Raw genomic sequence first — 15,407 nt, 5'->3', positions numbered from 1 at the left:
CCTGTTCGAGCCGACTACTACGGCAACCCTTCACCCACCCTATGACCACGGAGAACGACGATGAAGATCCTGATGGTGCTGACCTCCCACGACCAGCTCGGCAACACGGGCCGCAAGACCGGCTTCTGGCTGGAGGAGCTCGCCGCCCCCTACTACGTGTTCAAGGACGTGGGCGCCGAGATCGTGCTGGCCTCGCCCAAGGGCGGCCAGCCCCCGCTCGACCCCAAGAGCAATGAGCTGGCCAACCAGACGGACCAGACCCGCCGCTTCGAGGCCGACGCCGAAGCCAACGCGGCCCTGTCGTCCACAGTCCGCCTCGACGGCGTGACCCACGACGGTTTCGACGCCGTGTTCTACCCCGGCGGGCACGGACCCCTCTGGGATCTCGCCGAGGACCCTGCCTCGGTCCGGCTGATCGAGACGACGCTGCAGGCCGGCAAGCCCGTCACCCTGGTCTGCCACGCCCCCGGCGTGCTGCGCCATGCCAAGGCGCCGGACGGCAAGCCGCTCGTCGAGGGCCGGAACGTCACCGGCTTCACGAACACCGAGGAGGAGGCTGTCGGCCTCACCCAGGTGGTCCCCTTTCTCGTCGAGGACGAGCTCGGGCGGAACGGCGGCAGGTTCTCCAAGCTCGATGACTGGGCACCGTACGTGGTCGTCGACGGCCTGCTGATCACGGGCCAGAACCCGGCCTCCTCCGGCCCGGCGGCCGAGCGTCTGGTCAGCCTGCTGGCCAACGGCTGACGACGGACGCGGCCCTCGGGCAGGGGTGTCCGCGGGCCGGTCAAGCAAGCTCGCAAATCCATACGTCCAGGCAAGACACTCGCATGTCCGCGGGTGTCTCGCCCCTTCCAGTCAGGAAATCGGCCATGCCGGCAATCGAGATCAACGGACAATCGAGCGACTTCGACGTCACGGACGACACCCCGCTGCTCTGGGTCCTGCGGGACGTGGCCGGGCTGACCGGCACGAAGTTCGGCTGCGGCATGGCCCTGTGCGGATGCTGCACCGTCCTGCTCGACGGCGACCCGAGACGACGCGGCAGCCTATTGCCGCCTGTCGCCGTCCACGTGGGATCGCTGGGTCAGCGCCGGTAGGATGCCGCCGCCGGTTCCTGGAACGCATCGGTGGGATCGGAAGGCCATTGATCTGGCCTGGGATCGGCTCTCCGGCATCGCCACGGCGGTGGTGGACGCATCTGAGACAGCCATGGCCGCGTGGCGTGCATCGAAAAGGCGGTGAGACCAGGCAGGCTCACCTACGGCAACCTATCAGAATTCCCCGCACGTTCTGGCTCGCGAGGCGGGGAAAGAGGCCGGCAGGCCGTCACCGTCCTGGCAGGCGTGACGGAGCACCTGCCGGCCTCGTCTTCGAAGCGCAAAAAGAGCGTCATCGGAACGAAGGTGAGCACGTTAGCGAGCGCTATCACCCTGCGATCCAGCCCCTTCGATCTGGCTAGCGGCCCCGTCCCCAATCCGCCGGTCGGTAAGGCTCATCTGCGGGCGCAGCACCTCTGCGCCAGTGAGGATCTCGCTCGTATCGCGGTGCTGGCGGAGCATCGCTATCCCACTCCAGCCGAAGACGGTCGTTCAGGACGTGGATCCGCGCGAGCCCGCAGAAATTGACCCGCTGCTCGATCACCTTCTCGTCGGGCCTGACGCGTGATCCAAAGTCGACGATTACCCGGGCGATCATCACGCAGGCCGAAGGGCGCGCCGCGTTGAATGCGAGGTTCCTGTCGCCGCGACCGGGAATTGGCGTGTTCAGCCAGTTGCCGCTCCACGACTTGCCGGGGGCCTGGAGGCGAAAGTCCCGAATGGGGCCGGAGGTGTGGTTGGTCAGCGTGAACCGCTTATCGGCCGCCGTCTGAGCTTGGGCTGGCGCGATGTGCTCGCCGGTCGCCGCGCAGCCTGCGAGGAGCATCACGCCCACCAGCCTGCCTGTCCGCATCTTTGCGCTTCCGCGCCGCCCCACGACATTCCCCATGACACGCTCCCTCACAGCCGCATGGGACTCTTGCCCCTTCACGACCGCAGCCCCTTGCCTCAGCAGCCCTCTTTAGCTGCTGAGCGTTGGCTAACACGCGGGCCGCAGTGTGCCCTTGAACGCCTGTTTCAGGCTCTTGAATGAGCGTGCCGAGCATGGAACCCGTGACTACGTAGATGCGAGGAATTGGCCGGAGAGGTTAGGAAAGGTTCTGGACACAAGGCAGTCCTGATGCTTCAGCCGACTGGTTCCCTCCGCGCCGGACCAACTGGCTCTATGCTGACAAGCTCTGCGCCGCCCCTTGCGCTCCAGCGGTTTACCACGAGCACGCTTCCGGCACGTGACCGGCATGAAGCGTGGTTGCATCAAGACTGGCCGAGCTTTGCGCCGGCCTACCGCTGCGCCCCGCTCGAACCGTTCGACGTCACCGTTGATCGGCTCCGCCTCGACAGCATGGTCTTGCACTACTCGCGCATCACGGCACAGCGATGGGAGCGCGACGCCTCCACGATCAGGTCGTGGAGCCCGGACTCGCTTGTTGTTGCTCTCACTCTACAGGGTGAAGCGCGAGGCACCTGGGGGGACCTCGATGTGAAGACCGGCGTCGGCAGTCTCCACCTGGCAGATTTTGCCAAAGCCTCGGCGCATGTTTCCAGCGCCAGCCAGACGATCGCCCTCACCGTACCGCGCTCCGTCGTGGCAAGCCGCGGCCTAGACGTCGCCACCCTCCACGGGGTCGCCATTGCGTCACATACGGCGACGCTCCTGACGACACACCTGCTCAGTCTCCGGCAGGCAGTACCAGAGCTGCCGAAGGGTTCTGAGGCGATGCTGGCGCGCGGCGTACTCGATCTGCTCGTCCTTGCACTTGCAGGCGCCGGACGCGCGTCTGGCTCGGCTGTAGGTAGCCGCGGTCTTGCGCTGCTGGCGCGTAGTGCCATCGAGGAGGCGTTGGGTTCGCCCTCACTCAGTGCTGCACGGCTCTGCCGCATGCTCGCCATCTCGCGCTCAACCCTTCACCGCTTGTTCGAGTTGGAGGGTGGAGTGCAAAGCTACATCCGCCGCCGACGGCTTGAGGTTGCCCGCGAGGCGCTTGAGGATACCGCCTCCCGCGAGACGATCCGCGCGATCGCGGAACGGCTAGGCTTCAGCGACGCGGCCCACCTCAGCCGCCTGTTCCGCAGCCATCATGGCATGACGCCGCGTGATTGCCGTGCCGAGGCGCGGCGGTCCGCTACGCACGCATAAGGACAGGCGCGATGGTCATTTTCACCATTGTCCTGGCCAGCTTCGTCGTTGCCTTGGTCCTGGTCGCGTCGACGCGCCTTCCCGCTGTCGCAATAGCTGGCGCGCTTCCTGTTGCTGCCGCTACCTGTGCCTACCTCGCGATCGTGCTGTCTCCTTCGACCAGCTCAACCGCGCCGGTCGCCGTGCCGTTGGTTATGTTATTCGTCGCCTTTGGCTCGGTGTCCGGCGCAGTGATGGGGGCCCACCGTCGCTCAGCACGGGCCATAAGGTGCCTGGGCCGACGAGGCGAGAGGTAGGGGGAAGAACCTCCTGCCTCGCCGGTATTCCCCGACGCATCGGCCGGGGCCGGGAGAGCATCTGGAGCACCACCGCGAACGGTCAAGCTAGCCGCCAATGATGCCTGAACGGGCTGCTCGCCTTCATCTCGGCTGCTTGCCTGCGCCGCATCTGAGCAGCGGTTGCGATGACCGAAGCAGAGATTGCAGATGAAGATGTGCAAAATGGCACGGCGTTTCAGAAGATTCGGCCCTAACTCAGCGCTACGCAACAAGTCACGGCCAGCCGCCTTTCGACGGAGACCGCGCAAGCCTTGTAGGGTTGTGCTATGAAGACTCGCATCAGTTCTGCCATCGCTGCTGTTATCCTGAGTGCCGGCGCGATTTCGTCGCCTGTTCTCGCCCAGAGCAACTCAACGGTCCGAGGTGAGAAGCCTTCGAGCTTCTTCACTGATCGTGCGGCTCCGAACGCCTATGACGACCTGACGACCGGTTCAATCGACACAAGTTGGAACCGCGGCGTCGATCGCTCAGCCAAAGAGGGCAACGCGGAACTCAATAACCGCTCTGTGCCCAATTACGGCATGACTTCCGGTGGCCCGTCGCGATAAGCCTCCGCCGCTTCGTCGGTACAGAAGAACCGGTCGAACGAAGTGACGGTAGCGATGATCAAACCCGCCAGCCCGTGAGCAGATCGGGCGGCGGGGCTGCTCATTGATTATTAACCATACCGATCCCATCTGAGGGACATGCCGATCGCGATCCTGTCGCTTGATCGGACGCGGCCACGATGCCGGGATTAGGGTGACGCCGGATGTACGCGCACCTTCGTTCCGGCTTCCGTGGCCGTTCTCTTTTGCGGCTATCTCAGAAGGCGGCGGCCTGCTTCACCCGATCGTCGGTAGCCGGGACCTTCCACTAGACGGCGCCGGGAAGGGCGTAGCCGCCCTGGCGTTGCACCGAGCCGATGTTGGTCGCGAGACCTCCGGTCTCCAGAGTCAGGGCACCGACCGTCTTGGTGTTGTCGATGCGGCCCGGCTCGCCTGCGAAGGCGGCGGTGGCGGCCAGGGTGAGCGCCAGGGTGGCAACAGCGCGCAAGATGATCTGCTTGGACATGTTGTTCAGCCTCTTCATTGTTCTTGCGGCGGGCTCCCGTCGCTTCATGAAAAGGAATGTGCGGGCACGGGTCTTATGAATCAAATGGGATGATTTCATAATTTTCATCGATGGCGTGCATATTGTCCGGCTCGGCACTAACGTGATCGTGGTGCTGAACTAACGCTGCCGACTGGATCGTTCAGGCGTTGATGGAGGCTATCTCCGATCGCGGCGGTTGAGCCTCAGGGCTCCCGACCGCGAGCGCGCCGGCTGCCGCGTTCACCCCGTTCGCGCGCGGCCGGCGCGTCCCTCTACTGTCGCCCCGCTACGCCGCCAGAAGCCAGCGGGTGAAAGCGCGATCTCGTAACGCCCAGCACTGCGAATGGGCGCAAGCGTGGACCGGGCCGCTCTGGAGGCCGCGCCTCCGAAGCAGGCTGCTGCATCAGCTGGCGAGTTTCTGCTCCTGGCGCCGGTTCGGCTTTAAGGCCTGGAGGTCCCGCGCCAGATTCACAACCTGGTCAGACCTGAACCGTCCAGGCACCAGTGAGCCGCCGTACCCACGCGATAAGGGTCGAAGCGATAGCCGCTTGGCCGCTTTACAACATCGAGAAGGTGGCTGAGTTCTGTCCAGCCCGAACCGGGTTGGCGCCAACATCTTAGTTAGAACAATTCGTTTTAGTTGCTGTGAAAACACATCCACAGAGCAATGGTGCCGTTCCGCTTGCTCACATCGCTGTGATCGCCTACTCGCTCAAAATATTAGTGCAGATGAAGTCGTATGACGACTTGAAGCACCTCTATGGCCCTGCGTGAGCGCACTCCGCTGGTCATTGAACTAAGGACGCAGCGGTGTTCAATCCTGGATATCAGCTTACTACAGCCTCAATCTGTGCGCTGATCTGCGCCGCATCACTCGGCATGGCCGCCCCATGGTCAGTGATGAAAGCGTGGGCGCAGGACGCGGTGCAGCTCGACGAGCTCGCGGTCCACGGCCAGGTCGGCAATGTCGGAAGGGTCGGTCAGGGCGTTGGCCTCCAGAAGTGACGTGACCGGCTGGCTTTGGACCGGGCTGATTGAGAGGATCAGCCTGGATCAAAGGAGTTGGGAATGAAGCGAGGACAGAGGCCGAGCGCGGAGCAGGTCGTGCTGAAGCTGCGCCAGATCGAGGTACAGACGGCGCAGGGCAAGAGCATCGCCGTCGCGTGCAAGGAGGCGGAGGTCTCCGAGCAAAGCTACTCGCGATGAGTGTCCGAGGCAGGAGATTTTCTACTCACTGAAAGAAGCGCAGACCGTGACTGGGCTCTGGAAAAACACCTACAACCGCGTCACGCCGCATTCGTCGCTCGGCTATCGACCGCCCGTGCCTGTCAGCTTCCCGGATCTGGCCTACCGGCTACCCATGGCCACTACCATGCAGTAGCCTCCCATCTGGCCCGGTCCAAAATACCGGTCAGGTCACCCCTTGAAGTGCTTCGCTCCATCTTGAACTTGCACTGGCGGAATGAACGCATGGTGCCAAGCAGAGCCATTCACAAAAGGGCCCATCGCCACCCTACCAGAGGACAGCTCTGCCAAAGTACATCTCTATCAGAGCACAGCTCTCCGCACACGAGGCGGCGGCAAGCGAATGCTTCAAGCTCATGTAGACCGACGCGGTCGAAACATTTCTTTTTACCGAACTCTGGTGCGAGTTTATAGCTGATCTATAGATACCCTCCATCCTCTCAAGCCTAGAGTCCCAATCAAACAAATCAGCGGCCGCGCGCCGTCCTTGCTGGCTCGCTTCGGCCAGTAGGCTGGGCTGCTCGAGAACGCGGGCGAGCGTCTCGCGAATGTCAGCCAAGACCTGCGCAGGTCTCCGGGCCTCGACGATGAGCCCACCGCCTGTAGACAACATTGCGCCTGGGCCGGCGAGATTGAACGAAAGCACCGGCAAACCAAGAGTCATCGCCTCGGCTACGGATGAACTACCGCTGTCGCGAAGACTGAGAAAAGCGAGCAGATGCGCGCGTTGCATCTCGGCCAGCGTCTCCTCCCGACTGATTTGTCCAAGAAACCGTACCTTTCGCTTCAGTCCAAGCCGTATAGCCAGTCGCTGAAGACGGGGCAGCATGGGCCCTTGACCAATAAAGGTCAGCGAAATTCTATCTCGCTGCTCGGGCTGCATTCCGGCCACCGCCTTGAGCAGCAGAGAAAATGGCCGCATTGGCACGAGTAGGCCCACAGCCACGATCGCAAGATCAGTTGTCGGCAGTTCGTAGGGTGGAGCGCACTGGGGGACCACCGCATTTGCGGGTAGCAGTTCGTAGTCGCGCGGGACTCTCTTGTGAAGCACTCGCAGCGTGTCCTTGTTGGACACGACCACGTGACTTGCCTCTTTAAGGCAGCGCCGGATGATGGGGTTGTGGATCTGCACCCAGGTGGCAGCCATCCGAACGAGTTCGACGGCGCCGCTCCAGCCCATTGTCGGAACAAGGGCTAACGGGACGCTCTCAAAACCAGCGACCGGTCCCCAGATGACCGGAACATCTCCCCATAACGCTGGCAAGCAGGGTCGTCGCGCTGTATGAAATGTACATTGATGGACAATGTCGGGCTGGAAAGATTCCTTCAATGTTTTCGCGAACTTCTCCGCACGTCGGTTCCATATATGGTAGAATATCTGACGCCCAGGCTCACCCCATGAGCGCAAAAATATAAAGTTCTTGTCCGGAACGGGGATCAAGCGCAAACCTGGAACAGCCTTGCCCTCGCTCTCTGGGATGTATTTTGCGCGGGTCAGCACGAGCACGTCGTGCCCACGGTCAGCCATCCCCCGAGCCCACTCCCAACCGAGAAGATGCTCCCCCCCGCGCCGAGGCGAGCACGCGAAGGAGATCATCAAAATTTTCAGCTTTCTTGGCGAGTCGAGCAAATCACTGGAGTGCATGAGGCTATCCTTTCAGAAGATGCTGAACTCGCAGAGTTAGTCACTCCCCAAACCAAGTGACTGAGCAAGTCGGTAGGCATCAAGAATGTTGTCCTCAATAGAGCAATATTGCCATCGGCCATAGCGACCAATTGGATAGACATCGCGACGCTCTAATTCGGAAATATAATTTGTAGTGTAAACTTGCCCGCTCGGCGTGATATGTATATATGCTGGATCAAGCATGACAGAGCACCATGAGACCACCTGGTGATCAGACACAACGCCGGCTAATCGAAGATCGGTCAGCACTTTCTCGAACATGCGCTCAGCGTCCACCGAAGCTGTCTGAGGAAATGCCACTTCAACATAAAGACTCATGCGATCGGTTCCCAAAATATTGTCGTAATGACCGATGCGAAAGAATGAAAATTGCGGCTGCGGGTAGTATACCCAGTGATCAGGCTTATACGATGGCCGATCGAAGCCGATATTGAAGACTAGCACTTTATTGGCCGACAACAGTTCTCGACAATAGCTTACATTCGCGAGATCAAGTATGTGCGTGAGTGGAGCAGAAATGATGAGTCGCTCATACTTAATCCAATCGTCGCCGACAAGAGCGCGTTTATTATCGAGATCGATCCGTTGACACAATGTGTTTGTGCGCAGAACGCTTGCATCAACGAACGAGGCGAGTGCGTCGACATAAGCACGTGCGCCCATCCTATGATAACTAAACTGAGCGTTATAACCCGGGGCCGAGGATGTACTCTGATTTGCGGTGATCCGATCCAGTAGTTCTGCAAATTCAATATGTGGGAGGAAGCGCCCCATCGCCTCTGGATGAAGCTGCTCGCAAGGTAGAGAATAAAGCTTCTCATTATACGGGATAAAAAATAGTTCCGACATTGCTTTGCCGTAGCGGCCAAAAACCAAGTCTCGAAAAGACGAAAAATCTTTTTGCTGATTCGAACTTGCCATATACATGTCTCGCAAACAAAGACTGAAGCTTGAGAGAGAAAGCTGATGAATATTGTACTGAAATGGGTAATCAATGTAGCGCCCCTCCAAAAAGATACGCGCTTTGCGATCGACCCTGACGAGATCTGCCTCATCCATTGTCGAGTGCAGGCGATCTGCTATCCATTTATTGCGGAAATGGAAAAAATGGCCGGAATAATCCCACGTAAATCCGTCTTGGTAGATCGTACGGCAATACCCCCCAAGCTCATTATCCTTTTCGATCAACAGGCACTCGGATTGATCATGCAAAAAACCTGCAAAAGCGAGACCGCTAACTCCTCCACCGACAATGAGTGTAGTCATGGCAACCTACTCCAAGATCCCACACGGTTACGGAGCCGAATGTAGAAATCTTCACCTAACATTTTCTTTGCCAACTGTTTCAGGTGAAAATTCGTAAATTTCGCCTCACCTAGCAAAATTTGCTCGAATTTTTTATCAGTTGTGGAAGAGAATATCGGGACCGTCTTAAGTGCCCTTCTCGGAATAAAACTGTTGTTGTAGCCCCAATCCATAGAGCGGACTGTGTTATACCCGCAGTCGTACGCTATCTGAGTAACACGGTGGTTCAGATACCCGCCGGGCGCAGCAAAGGCGGTGACCGGCGACCCGGTTAGATCCTCCAGAAGCTTCTTGGATCTATCCAGTTCGGCTCGCAGAGGCGCGTCCGTGAGTGTTGTCAAGCGAGCATGGGTGACGGTATGCGAGCCGAGTGTATGGCCGAATCCCAACAACGCGCGGAGTTGCGGGCGGGTCAGGAAACCGGGCCGGCCGATCCAGTCGGTCACGATAAAGAATTTTGCTTGAAACCGCTCTTTGAATAGAAGCTCACCCACTCTGAGGTGATCTGAAGTTCCGTCGTCGAAATTAAGTTCTATTAGCGGGCTAAGTGATGCCCATGCTGAAAGCAGAGCCATTTGTCGTTGAAAGCGATGCCAGGGTAGATCATAAAAATCACAGTGATCGATATCATCGGTAATTCTATGATAGGTGAGAATAGCGAAGTAAGCATGTCGTGCCCGCTTGACAGAATTCGCCGACACGAGAGGCGATATCGAATCCCGGCCCATGAACGCGCTCGTTCCAATGCCTGTTCGGCAAAAGGCTGTTCTTCTCACACTGTGAACACAAATGCGTATTGTAGGTAGCCCGCAAGCGGCCATGCTACACATTCGAGCTAATCGGTTCTGGCACGCCGGCTGGTAGTCGCAGTGCAATCACTTTCCCGGCTCGACGGTCCACTGCTGGTGGCTTCCGCGGCTGGTGGGAACTCTGGTGAAAGCTTCACCGTGTTGGCACCAGTGAATGCGGTTGGTCGCTCTTGTTCATTTGCGACAGTTTTATCGAGCCTTCTCTGTTTCGATTTATGGGTCAGCCGGTCGTGAGGAATTTGCGGTTTAGCCTTGCACCCCGCGGGGTGGCATCAACGCGGCGTCCAGTTCGGGGAACTGCTACGCTTGCTTCGCGCCGTGGTTCCGAGCGCGACGCCGAAGATCCACTCTTTAGTCAGGACTTGGCATTTTTTCAGTGCCATACTGTCTGTCTTAATCGCCTAACCGAAAGTCGGCTTTCCACCCCATTCGCACCTCTGCCATCCGCGGCCCAAAAGACCGCCTGGGATTAGGATCTGTACGCCGCTTGTTCAGATATGCACCGTCATTGGTCCTTCTGCTCAAGCGGTCAGAGGGCGTGCTCTTTCTATGGCGATTGCCATCGGTGGGATGGCTGCGACCACAGCCGCTCGCGGTTTGCGGCTCCTTACCGCGTTCAGGCTGGCAAGTGCCTTAGCCACCGACGTGTGTCGATGTCGCCACCTTCCCAAAGAGGCAGACCCCTGTGAGGGAAGCCGCAATCCCGCGCCCCGGCGTCAGCCGACGTCGCTTCGCGGCCATGATCGCCGGCGGCTTCGCGACAGGCGTGATCACGCGTGTGATCCGGACGAGCGGACGCCGGTTCCTCGCAGGGGTTGCTGGCAGCCGCTGCCGGCCGACAAGGTAGCCTTGGCCCGCGTCGGTATGAAGCGCGATCTCGGTCGTTGTTGCGCTACAAATGCGGAGAACTGCGGGCCGGCGAGCGGGGTGTAACGACCGGCCCAGATCTGAGAGCAGGATCCCTACCGCCCAACATCACGGCTCTGAGTTCGTCGCAGCTGAAATCTGCCAGGTTGGCTGCCAGATCGGCGCGCACACGCTCCAGCAAGGCCTCGTTGCTGGCGCCATGGATCATCGCGTCGATCAGCACGTCAGCGTAGGCGCGGCTCGTCTGCCCATCACAGCCAAGTTTTCGGATGGCGAAATCGGCCAATGCTTGGGCGCCAGCACGGCGGTTCAGAAAGCGCCGTTCCTCGCCGATCACAAATGAAAGCTCTTCGGCGCGTTCTCTCTCCTCGAACGATCTGAGCATCTTCTCCCTCCATAACAGGTTGGCCGATGCGAGCGTGCGAAGAGTTTAACATGAGACGAGTGGCGGCGAAAACCAAGAGAAATCGCCTTTGCTGTCAGGGCGGCCTCTGAGGGGTGGGGAAACTCGAATCATGGCCGTGCGACGACGACGTGAGTAGCCGGACTCCCTACGCGGCGCAGGGGCCTCACAGCGGGCGTTCTGTCACAGCGCGAAAGCAGCCATCGCCGACCATGTTGAGGTCATGCGATCTGCACCCTTTACCATCGTCATATCCGGCAAGCGATACGAGTGCCGTGTCGCTGGGAACACTGAAACCGAGGCCGCCGATACGGCCGAGCACATCCTGCATCAGCTCCGACAGGAGGAGCGGGTTTGGCCCGGGCAAGTGAACATTGAGTGCGAGGACTTTGAAGCGGCCAAGCGCCTTGCCGCGTACTTCGCCACCATCACCGTCGAACCCGACCTCGAGTGACTTCTGTCGTGCAGCGATGCGTCTGGCCGGCGATCTGGTGCGACAATGGTGAGGCTGTGCAGCTCGGCGGCCTCATCACCACCGGTGCCGCAATCCGCCGTAGACCGCCCGGCCGGTGCCCGCGTTGAAGATTTCCAAGGAAAGATTAGCAACGCCTGCGATGGCCACGCTGGAGATGTAGCGCCGATCGAAGAGGTTGCGGGCTTCGAGATAGCCCGACCACTTTTGGCCGATGTCGTAGCCAATCCTGAAGTTTAGGAGCGCGTAGGACGCCCAAGACCGAGCCCTGCCGTACGCGGCTCGTCCGCTTCGAAGCTTTCGGAGTAGCGCAACGGGTATTAGGCATGGTTTAGGAGATGGAGCTAATGTAATTCTTTGCATTCATTTAGGGCAGCTCTACTGAAGGGTTGCTCATGAGGACATGGCCGCCGTCAGAAAGGGCGCGTCCAATTGAGGCAGTGGTACGACAAGCGGCGGGGGCTGGCCGGCATTAAGCCGCGCAGCGCCAGCACCCGACATCGACCTAATCACCCTCAGTCATGCATCCGCCACGTGAGCAAGCTACTGCGGGGCTGCCTTCCGGCCAAAGAGGATGAGGCCGCTGATGCGCCCTCATCGGCTCCCCTCTCGCCCCCTTACCCGGCTTTAGATGTTTGATCCCAGGGTTTGATGGTGCAGTCTTCACGCTGGAGTGGAGGGACGCGCTATGGGCCAGGTTCTTCACGGCAGCGCCACGACGACTGAGGCGATCCGTCGAGCGATCCAGCATCGTCAAGCGAGCCTGAGAGCGCTCTCGAAGCGCTATGGGATCAACCCGAAGACGGTCGCTAAGTGGCGGCAGCGGACCGCGGTCGCCGACCAGCGCACAGGTCCGAAGGATCTGCGCTCGGCGGTGCTGTCACCCGAGGACGAAGCAGTGGTGGTCGCCTTTCGCCGCCACACACTCCTGCCGCTGGACGACTGCCTCTACGCGCTCCAGGCGACGGTCCCGCACCTGACCCGCTCGTCGCTGCATCGCTGCCTGCAGCGCCATGGGATCAGCCGATTGCCGGAGGTCGACGGGGACAAGCCCAAGCGATCCCGCTTCAAGGCCTACCCGCTCGGCTACTTCCACATCGATCTGGCCGAGGTTCACACGGCGGAAGGGCGGCTCTACCTGCTCGTTGCCATCGACCGTACGACCAAGTTCGCCTTCGTCGAGTTGCACGAGAAGGCGACTCGGCGGATCGCAGGCGACTTCCTCCGGCATCTCATCGAGGCCGTGCCCTACAAGGTGCACACGGTGCTCACCGACAACGGCACCCACTTCACGACACCCGGCAACGTTGCCTCGGCCGCATCCATCATCAGGGAAGCGATCGCCGCCGGCGAGACGTTCCGGGCCCACAGCTTCGAGTCCGCCTGCGCCCGAAACGATATCGACCATCGCCTGACCAAGCCGCGCCACCCCTGGACCAATGGTCAGGTCGAGCGAATGAACCGCACGATCAAGGACGCGACGGTCAAGCGCTACCACTACGACAGCCACGAGCAGCTCGGCGCTCACCTCGCTGACTTCGTCAGCGCCTACAACTTTGGCCGACGCCTGAAGACCCTGCGAGGTCTGACCCCCTACGAGGCCATCTGCAAGGCATGGTCCGCCGAGCCGGGCCGCTTCAGATCAAACCCGCTCCACCAAATGCCGGGACCAAACATCTAAGCCCCGTTACTCAGACAGGCTCCTAGAGATCCGGCTTTGGGGGCGCAGGGCCGATGCGATGACAATGGCCCGGACGAGGTGGATCCTCCCCGAAGCCGCTGCGCGCCGGTCAGACCTCCGACGGCACAGTGATCGCCACGCGGTGCACCTCGTTCCGCAGGCCCTCCAACGGCTGTGTCCGGCCCTCGACGTCCGTCGCGCGGCACATCAGCGACAGCCCGAACTTGCACTGCACGCGTATGCCTGACGAGGTTGAGTCCGCTTCCTATGCCAGAGCGGGCTCCCGAGGAGACTGCGCATTGAGTCCGGAAGGGGTGGAAAGCGGTCGTCATTCGGACGCTGGGAAGCGGACATTTCCCGCTCGATCCAATCGACATGAGGATGATGTTACTTAAATCGCGAAGGCCGAAAATGTGTGGCTAGCCTCACACTAAGCCGTCCAACATTAACCTAAGCCTCTCGACTGCATCCCCGATTTGCGTCTCGGTCAGCGATGAGTAGCCGAACACCAGCATATTGTCCTCGGCTCCGGGGTCGAAGTCGTAGGCAGCTCCACTCGACAGGGCGTAGACACCAATGCCTCGCTCTCGCGCCATGACTTGGATCTGCCGCGCGGACGGGAACCCTACCGGGAGTTGCCAGACCAAATGCAAACCACTCTCGCCGCTGATGATGACGGCCCCGTCGAAGGTTCGCTTCAGCGCCTCTACGAGACAGTCGCGACGGGCTTTGTACACCTGACGCAGTCGGCGCAGGTGCCGATCGAAATGGCCTTCATCGATGAAAGCGGCCAACGCAGCCTGCTCAAGCCATGCTTGGCCGTTGCTCATCCGGGCCTTGAGCATCCGCGCCTCGTCCCAGAACATCCGAGGGACCGTGGCGAAGCCGATGCGCAGGCCGGCGCCGACCGACTTGGAGAAGGTGCCGGCGTAGAAGACGCGGCGCCCCCCATCGAGGCCGGCCAGGGCAGTCAGTGGCGGGCCGTCGTAGCGGAAGTCGCTGTCGTAGTCGTCCTCGATGATGAAGCTATCGGTCTCCTCCGCCCACCGCAGCAGATCCAGGCGGCGGGTCAACGTCATGATTGCGCCGGTCGGGAACTGGTGCGAGGGCGTGACGTACAGCAAGCTGCCTCGCTCTCTCGGCAAAAGGTCGGTCCGCAGGCCCTCGCCGTCGACCGGAACCGGGTGGATGGTCAACCCGGCGCTTCTGAAGATCAGCGACGCCCCGAGGTAGCAGGGGTTCTCGATGCAGAGCTGCCGGGTGTGCGATTTGAGCAGATTGAAGACGAGGTTGAGCGCGTCCTGCCCGCCCGTCGTCACGATGATCTGGTCTTCACCGTCAGGACCAACGGCGTAGATCACCCGCGTTCCGGCGCGCGCACCGCTCGCGATCGGCTGCGGAATGCCTTGCGCCTTCCAGCCGTAGGCGGCGATCCGCGCCAGGAGCTCGTCGATGTCATCGACAACAAGGGCCAGATGCGCGAAGCCAGGGTCGAACGGCTTGGCTGGCTCGCTTGGTCGGTCCGGACCCTGCACTACAACGCCGTTCGCCCCATGCGTCACTCGGATATCGCCCACCTGCCCCGGAGGTGTTCGTGCCAGCCTTCACCGCTTGGCCGGCCGCGCTCATCCGACCGGCTGCGCCGGCCAAGCTAACCATGGTGAAGCGGCCTACCGCGCACCAACTTTGCTCGTGGACCACCTCGTGGGGGCCGATCAGGAGCTTATTAGATCTGGTATTGAGTTGATATCTGGCGAAACCGATCCTGCATCGGTATCTTTCTCTACTCCACTCGTCCCAAGTCACGAATCAGGACTAGAGATTGATGGCGCAATCGTCAATTATTTGAAGCTTGAAACGACATTAACTGTCTGGTGCGCTGAGGCAGAATTCATTGTTTGCTTGTGCGATGGCAGATTTGATTGCGCAGCTAAATCGGCAGAGTTGAGATAGATCCAGACAATCCAAGTCTAACAGTATCAAGATTATACCGAAAGCCTGAGAGGGTCGGAGGAGTTCCCCCTGGTGATCGCGCGAGAACTCGGTTCCACGGTTGAGCAAGCGGATTTAGTGGGGGCTGACACGACGAGCCTAACAGACAAGGCTCAGGATCGAAGTGGCGATGCTCAACCCTCAGAAGAGCTCACCACCCTTTTACCAGAGGCAAACCCGTCTTCCGCCAGCACATCCGAAGCCCGACCGCGGCCAGCCGTGATCGAAATCCCTCCAGAGCGGCTCTGAGGGCGGCCTCGTCCTGACAGCGTCCGGCGATTAGCAGCCCGATCCTCCCCC

The 15,407-nt window shown here is 60.5% G+C and carries 12 protein-coding genes and 4 pseudogenes; 9 read left to right on the top strand and 7 right to left on the bottom strand.

All coding sequences use genetic code 11. From position 1 onward, the window contains the following. Positions 1 to 60 precede the first annotated feature (60 nt). Positions 61 to 744: a type 1 glutamine amidotransferase domain-containing protein gene (locus HNR01_RS21510; protein WP_183669701.1), complete on the top strand. Its 684-nt coding sequence runs from the start codon at positions 61 to 63 to the stop codon at positions 742 to 744. Between the two features lie 125 nt (positions 745 to 869). After that, a pseudogene (locus HNR01_RS21505) lies at positions 870 to 1,025 on the top strand (2Fe-2S iron-sulfur cluster-binding protein); the annotation flags it as partial. Positions 1,026 to 1,455: 430 nt separating this feature from the next. Here HNR01_RS21505 and HNR01_RS21500 read toward each other — a convergent pair. Further along, positions 1,456 to 1,986 carry a hypothetical protein gene (locus tag HNR01_RS21500; RefSeq protein WP_183669697.1) on the bottom strand — a complete coding sequence of 177 codons (531 nt, stop codon included), beginning with the start codon at positions 1,984 to 1,986 and terminating at the stop codon, positions 1,456 to 1,458. A 360-nt stretch (positions 1,987 to 2,346) separates the two neighbouring features. On the opposite strand from HNR01_RS21500, the gene HNR01_RS21495 reads away from it, so the two are divergent. Together HNR01_RS21495 and HNR01_RS21490 are read left to right on the top strand one after the other, a co-directional pair. Further along, on the top strand, positions 2,347 to 3,234 hold the full coding sequence (locus HNR01_RS21495) for a helix-turn-helix transcriptional regulator (protein WP_183669695.1): 888 nt from the start codon (positions 2,347 to 2,349) through the stop codon (positions 3,232 to 3,234). A gap of 604 nt (positions 3,235 to 3,838) precedes the next feature. After that, complete coding sequence (locus HNR01_RS21490) at positions 3,839 to 4,120, top strand: hypothetical protein (protein ID WP_183669693.1); 282 nt, start codon at positions 3,839 to 3,841, stop codon at positions 4,118 to 4,120. A 307-nt stretch (positions 4,121 to 4,427) separates the two neighbouring features. Here HNR01_RS21490 and HNR01_RS21485 read toward each other — a convergent pair whose 3' ends face one another. Continuing rightward, entirely contained in the window at positions 4,428 to 4,625 is a 198-nt protein-coding gene (locus HNR01_RS21485) for a hypothetical protein (protein ID WP_183669691.1), read from the bottom strand. Between the two features lie 1,089 nt (positions 4,626 to 5,714). On the opposite strand from HNR01_RS21485, the pseudogene HNR01_RS21480 reads away from it, so the two are divergent. Both HNR01_RS21480 and HNR01_RS21475 read left to right on the top strand, forming a co-directional pair. Beyond that, positions 5,715 to 5,849: pseudogene (locus tag HNR01_RS21480) on the top strand (IS3 family transposase); the annotation flags it as partial. Next, positions 5,845 to 6,027 (top strand): annotated as a pseudogene (locus tag HNR01_RS21475) (integrase core domain-containing protein); the annotation flags it as partial. The pseudogenes HNR01_RS21480 and HNR01_RS21475, both read left to right, overlap by 5 nt. Before the next feature lie 132 nt (positions 6,028 to 6,159). On the opposite strand, the gene HNR01_RS21470 reads toward HNR01_RS21475, so the two are convergent. From HNR01_RS21470 to HNR01_RS21455, 4 genes are all read right to left on the bottom strand, one after another. Continuing rightward, positions 6,160 to 7,488, bottom strand: coding sequence for a glycosyltransferase family 4 protein (locus HNR01_RS21470; protein ID WP_281384580.1), 1,329 nt, complete (start codon positions 7,486 to 7,488; stop codon positions 6,160 to 6,162). Between the two features lie 84 nt (positions 7,489 to 7,572). Beyond that, complete coding sequence (locus tag HNR01_RS21465; protein ID WP_183669685.1) at positions 7,573 to 8,844, bottom strand: protoporphyrinogen/coproporphyrinogen oxidase; 1,272 nt, start codon at positions 8,842 to 8,844, stop codon at positions 7,573 to 7,575. Next, complete coding sequence (locus HNR01_RS21460; RefSeq protein WP_183669683.1) at positions 8,841 to 9,611, bottom strand: polysaccharide deacetylase family protein; 771 nt, start codon at positions 9,609 to 9,611, stop codon at positions 8,841 to 8,843. The genes HNR01_RS21465 and HNR01_RS21460 overlap by 4 nt, the downstream gene beginning before the upstream one ends. A 973-nt stretch (positions 9,612 to 10,584) precedes the next feature. Next, positions 10,585 to 10,944 (bottom strand): ATPase inhibitor subunit zeta, encoded by a 360-nt coding sequence (locus HNR01_RS21455; protein WP_183669680.1) that lies wholly within the window; start codon positions 10,942 to 10,944, stop codon positions 10,585 to 10,587. Between the two features lie 241 nt (positions 10,945 to 11,185). On the opposite strand from HNR01_RS21455, the gene HNR01_RS21450 reads away from it, so the two are divergent. Together HNR01_RS21450 and HNR01_RS21440 are read left to right on the top strand one after the other, a co-directional pair. Next, a complete protein-coding gene (locus HNR01_RS21450; protein WP_183669678.1) occupies positions 11,186 to 11,416 on the top strand; it encodes a hypothetical protein in 231 nt (76 codons plus the stop codon). A 706-nt stretch (positions 11,417 to 12,122) separates the two neighbouring features. Continuing rightward, on the top strand, positions 12,123 to 13,115 hold the full coding sequence (locus HNR01_RS21440) for an IS481 family transposase (protein WP_183669676.1): 993 nt from the start codon (positions 12,123 to 12,125) through the stop codon (positions 13,113 to 13,115). Positions 13,116 to 13,540: 425 nt separating this feature from the next. Here the strand turns inward: HNR01_RS21440 and HNR01_RS21435 are convergent, their stop codons facing one another. Then, positions 13,541 to 14,650, bottom strand: coding sequence for an aminotransferase class I/II-fold pyridoxal phosphate-dependent enzyme (locus tag HNR01_RS21435; RefSeq protein WP_376770936.1), 1,110 nt, complete (start codon positions 14,648 to 14,650; stop codon positions 13,541 to 13,543). On the opposite strand from HNR01_RS21435, the pseudogene HNR01_RS21430 reads away from it, so the two are divergent. Continuing rightward, positions 14,591 to 14,796 (top strand): annotated as a pseudogene (locus tag HNR01_RS21430) (IS3 family transposase); the annotation flags it as partial. The gene HNR01_RS21435 and the pseudogene HNR01_RS21430 overlap by 60 nt on opposite strands. Between the last annotated feature and the right edge of the window lie 611 nt (positions 14,797 to 15,407).

Origin of the sequence: Methylorubrum rhodesianum (assembly GCF_014199985.1) — a bacterium.
GTDB classification, from domain to species: Bacteria; Pseudomonadota; Alphaproteobacteria; order Rhizobiales; family Beijerinckiaceae; genus Methylobacterium; species Methylobacterium rhodesianum.
This window is presented reverse-complemented; position numbering and strand designations above follow the sequence as displayed.

Excerpts from the sequence above, each read along its gene's own strand:
- HNR01_RS21470 (WP_281384580.1), bottom strand. The coding sequence starts at position 7,488 with ATGATCTCCTTCGCGTGCTCGCCTCGGCGCGGGGGGGAGCATCTTCTC.
- HNR01_RS21440 (WP_183669676.1), top strand. The coding sequence starts at position 12,123 with ATGGGCCAGGTTCTTCACGGCAGCGCCACGACGACTGAGGCGATCCGT.
- HNR01_RS21465 (WP_183669685.1), bottom strand. The coding sequence starts at position 8,844 with ATGACTACACTCATTGTCGGTGGAGGAGTTAGCGGTCTCGCTTTTGCA.
- HNR01_RS21510 (WP_183669701.1), top strand. The coding sequence starts at position 61 with ATGAAGATCCTGATGGTGCTGACCTCCCACGACCAGCTCGGCAACACG.
- HNR01_RS21500 (WP_183669697.1), bottom strand. The coding sequence starts at position 1,986 with ATGGGGAATGTCGTGGGGCGGCGCGGAAGCGCAAAGATGCGGACAGGC.
- HNR01_RS21450 (WP_183669678.1), top strand. The coding sequence starts at position 11,186 with ATGCGATCTGCACCCTTTACCATCGTCATATCCGGCAAGCGATACGAG.
- HNR01_RS21490 (WP_183669693.1), top strand. The coding sequence starts at position 3,839 with ATGAAGACTCGCATCAGTTCTGCCATCGCTGCTGTTATCCTGAGTGCC.
- HNR01_RS21460 (WP_183669683.1), bottom strand. The coding sequence starts at position 9,611 with ATGGGCCGGGATTCGATATCGCCTCTCGTGTCGGCGAATTCTGTCAAG.
- HNR01_RS21455 (WP_183669680.1), bottom strand. The coding sequence starts at position 10,944 with ATGCTCAGATCGTTCGAGGAGAGAGAACGCGCCGAAGAGCTTTCATTT.
- HNR01_RS21485 (WP_183669691.1), bottom strand. The coding sequence starts at position 4,625 with ATGTCCAAGCAGATCATCTTGCGCGCTGTTGCCACCCTGGCGCTCACC.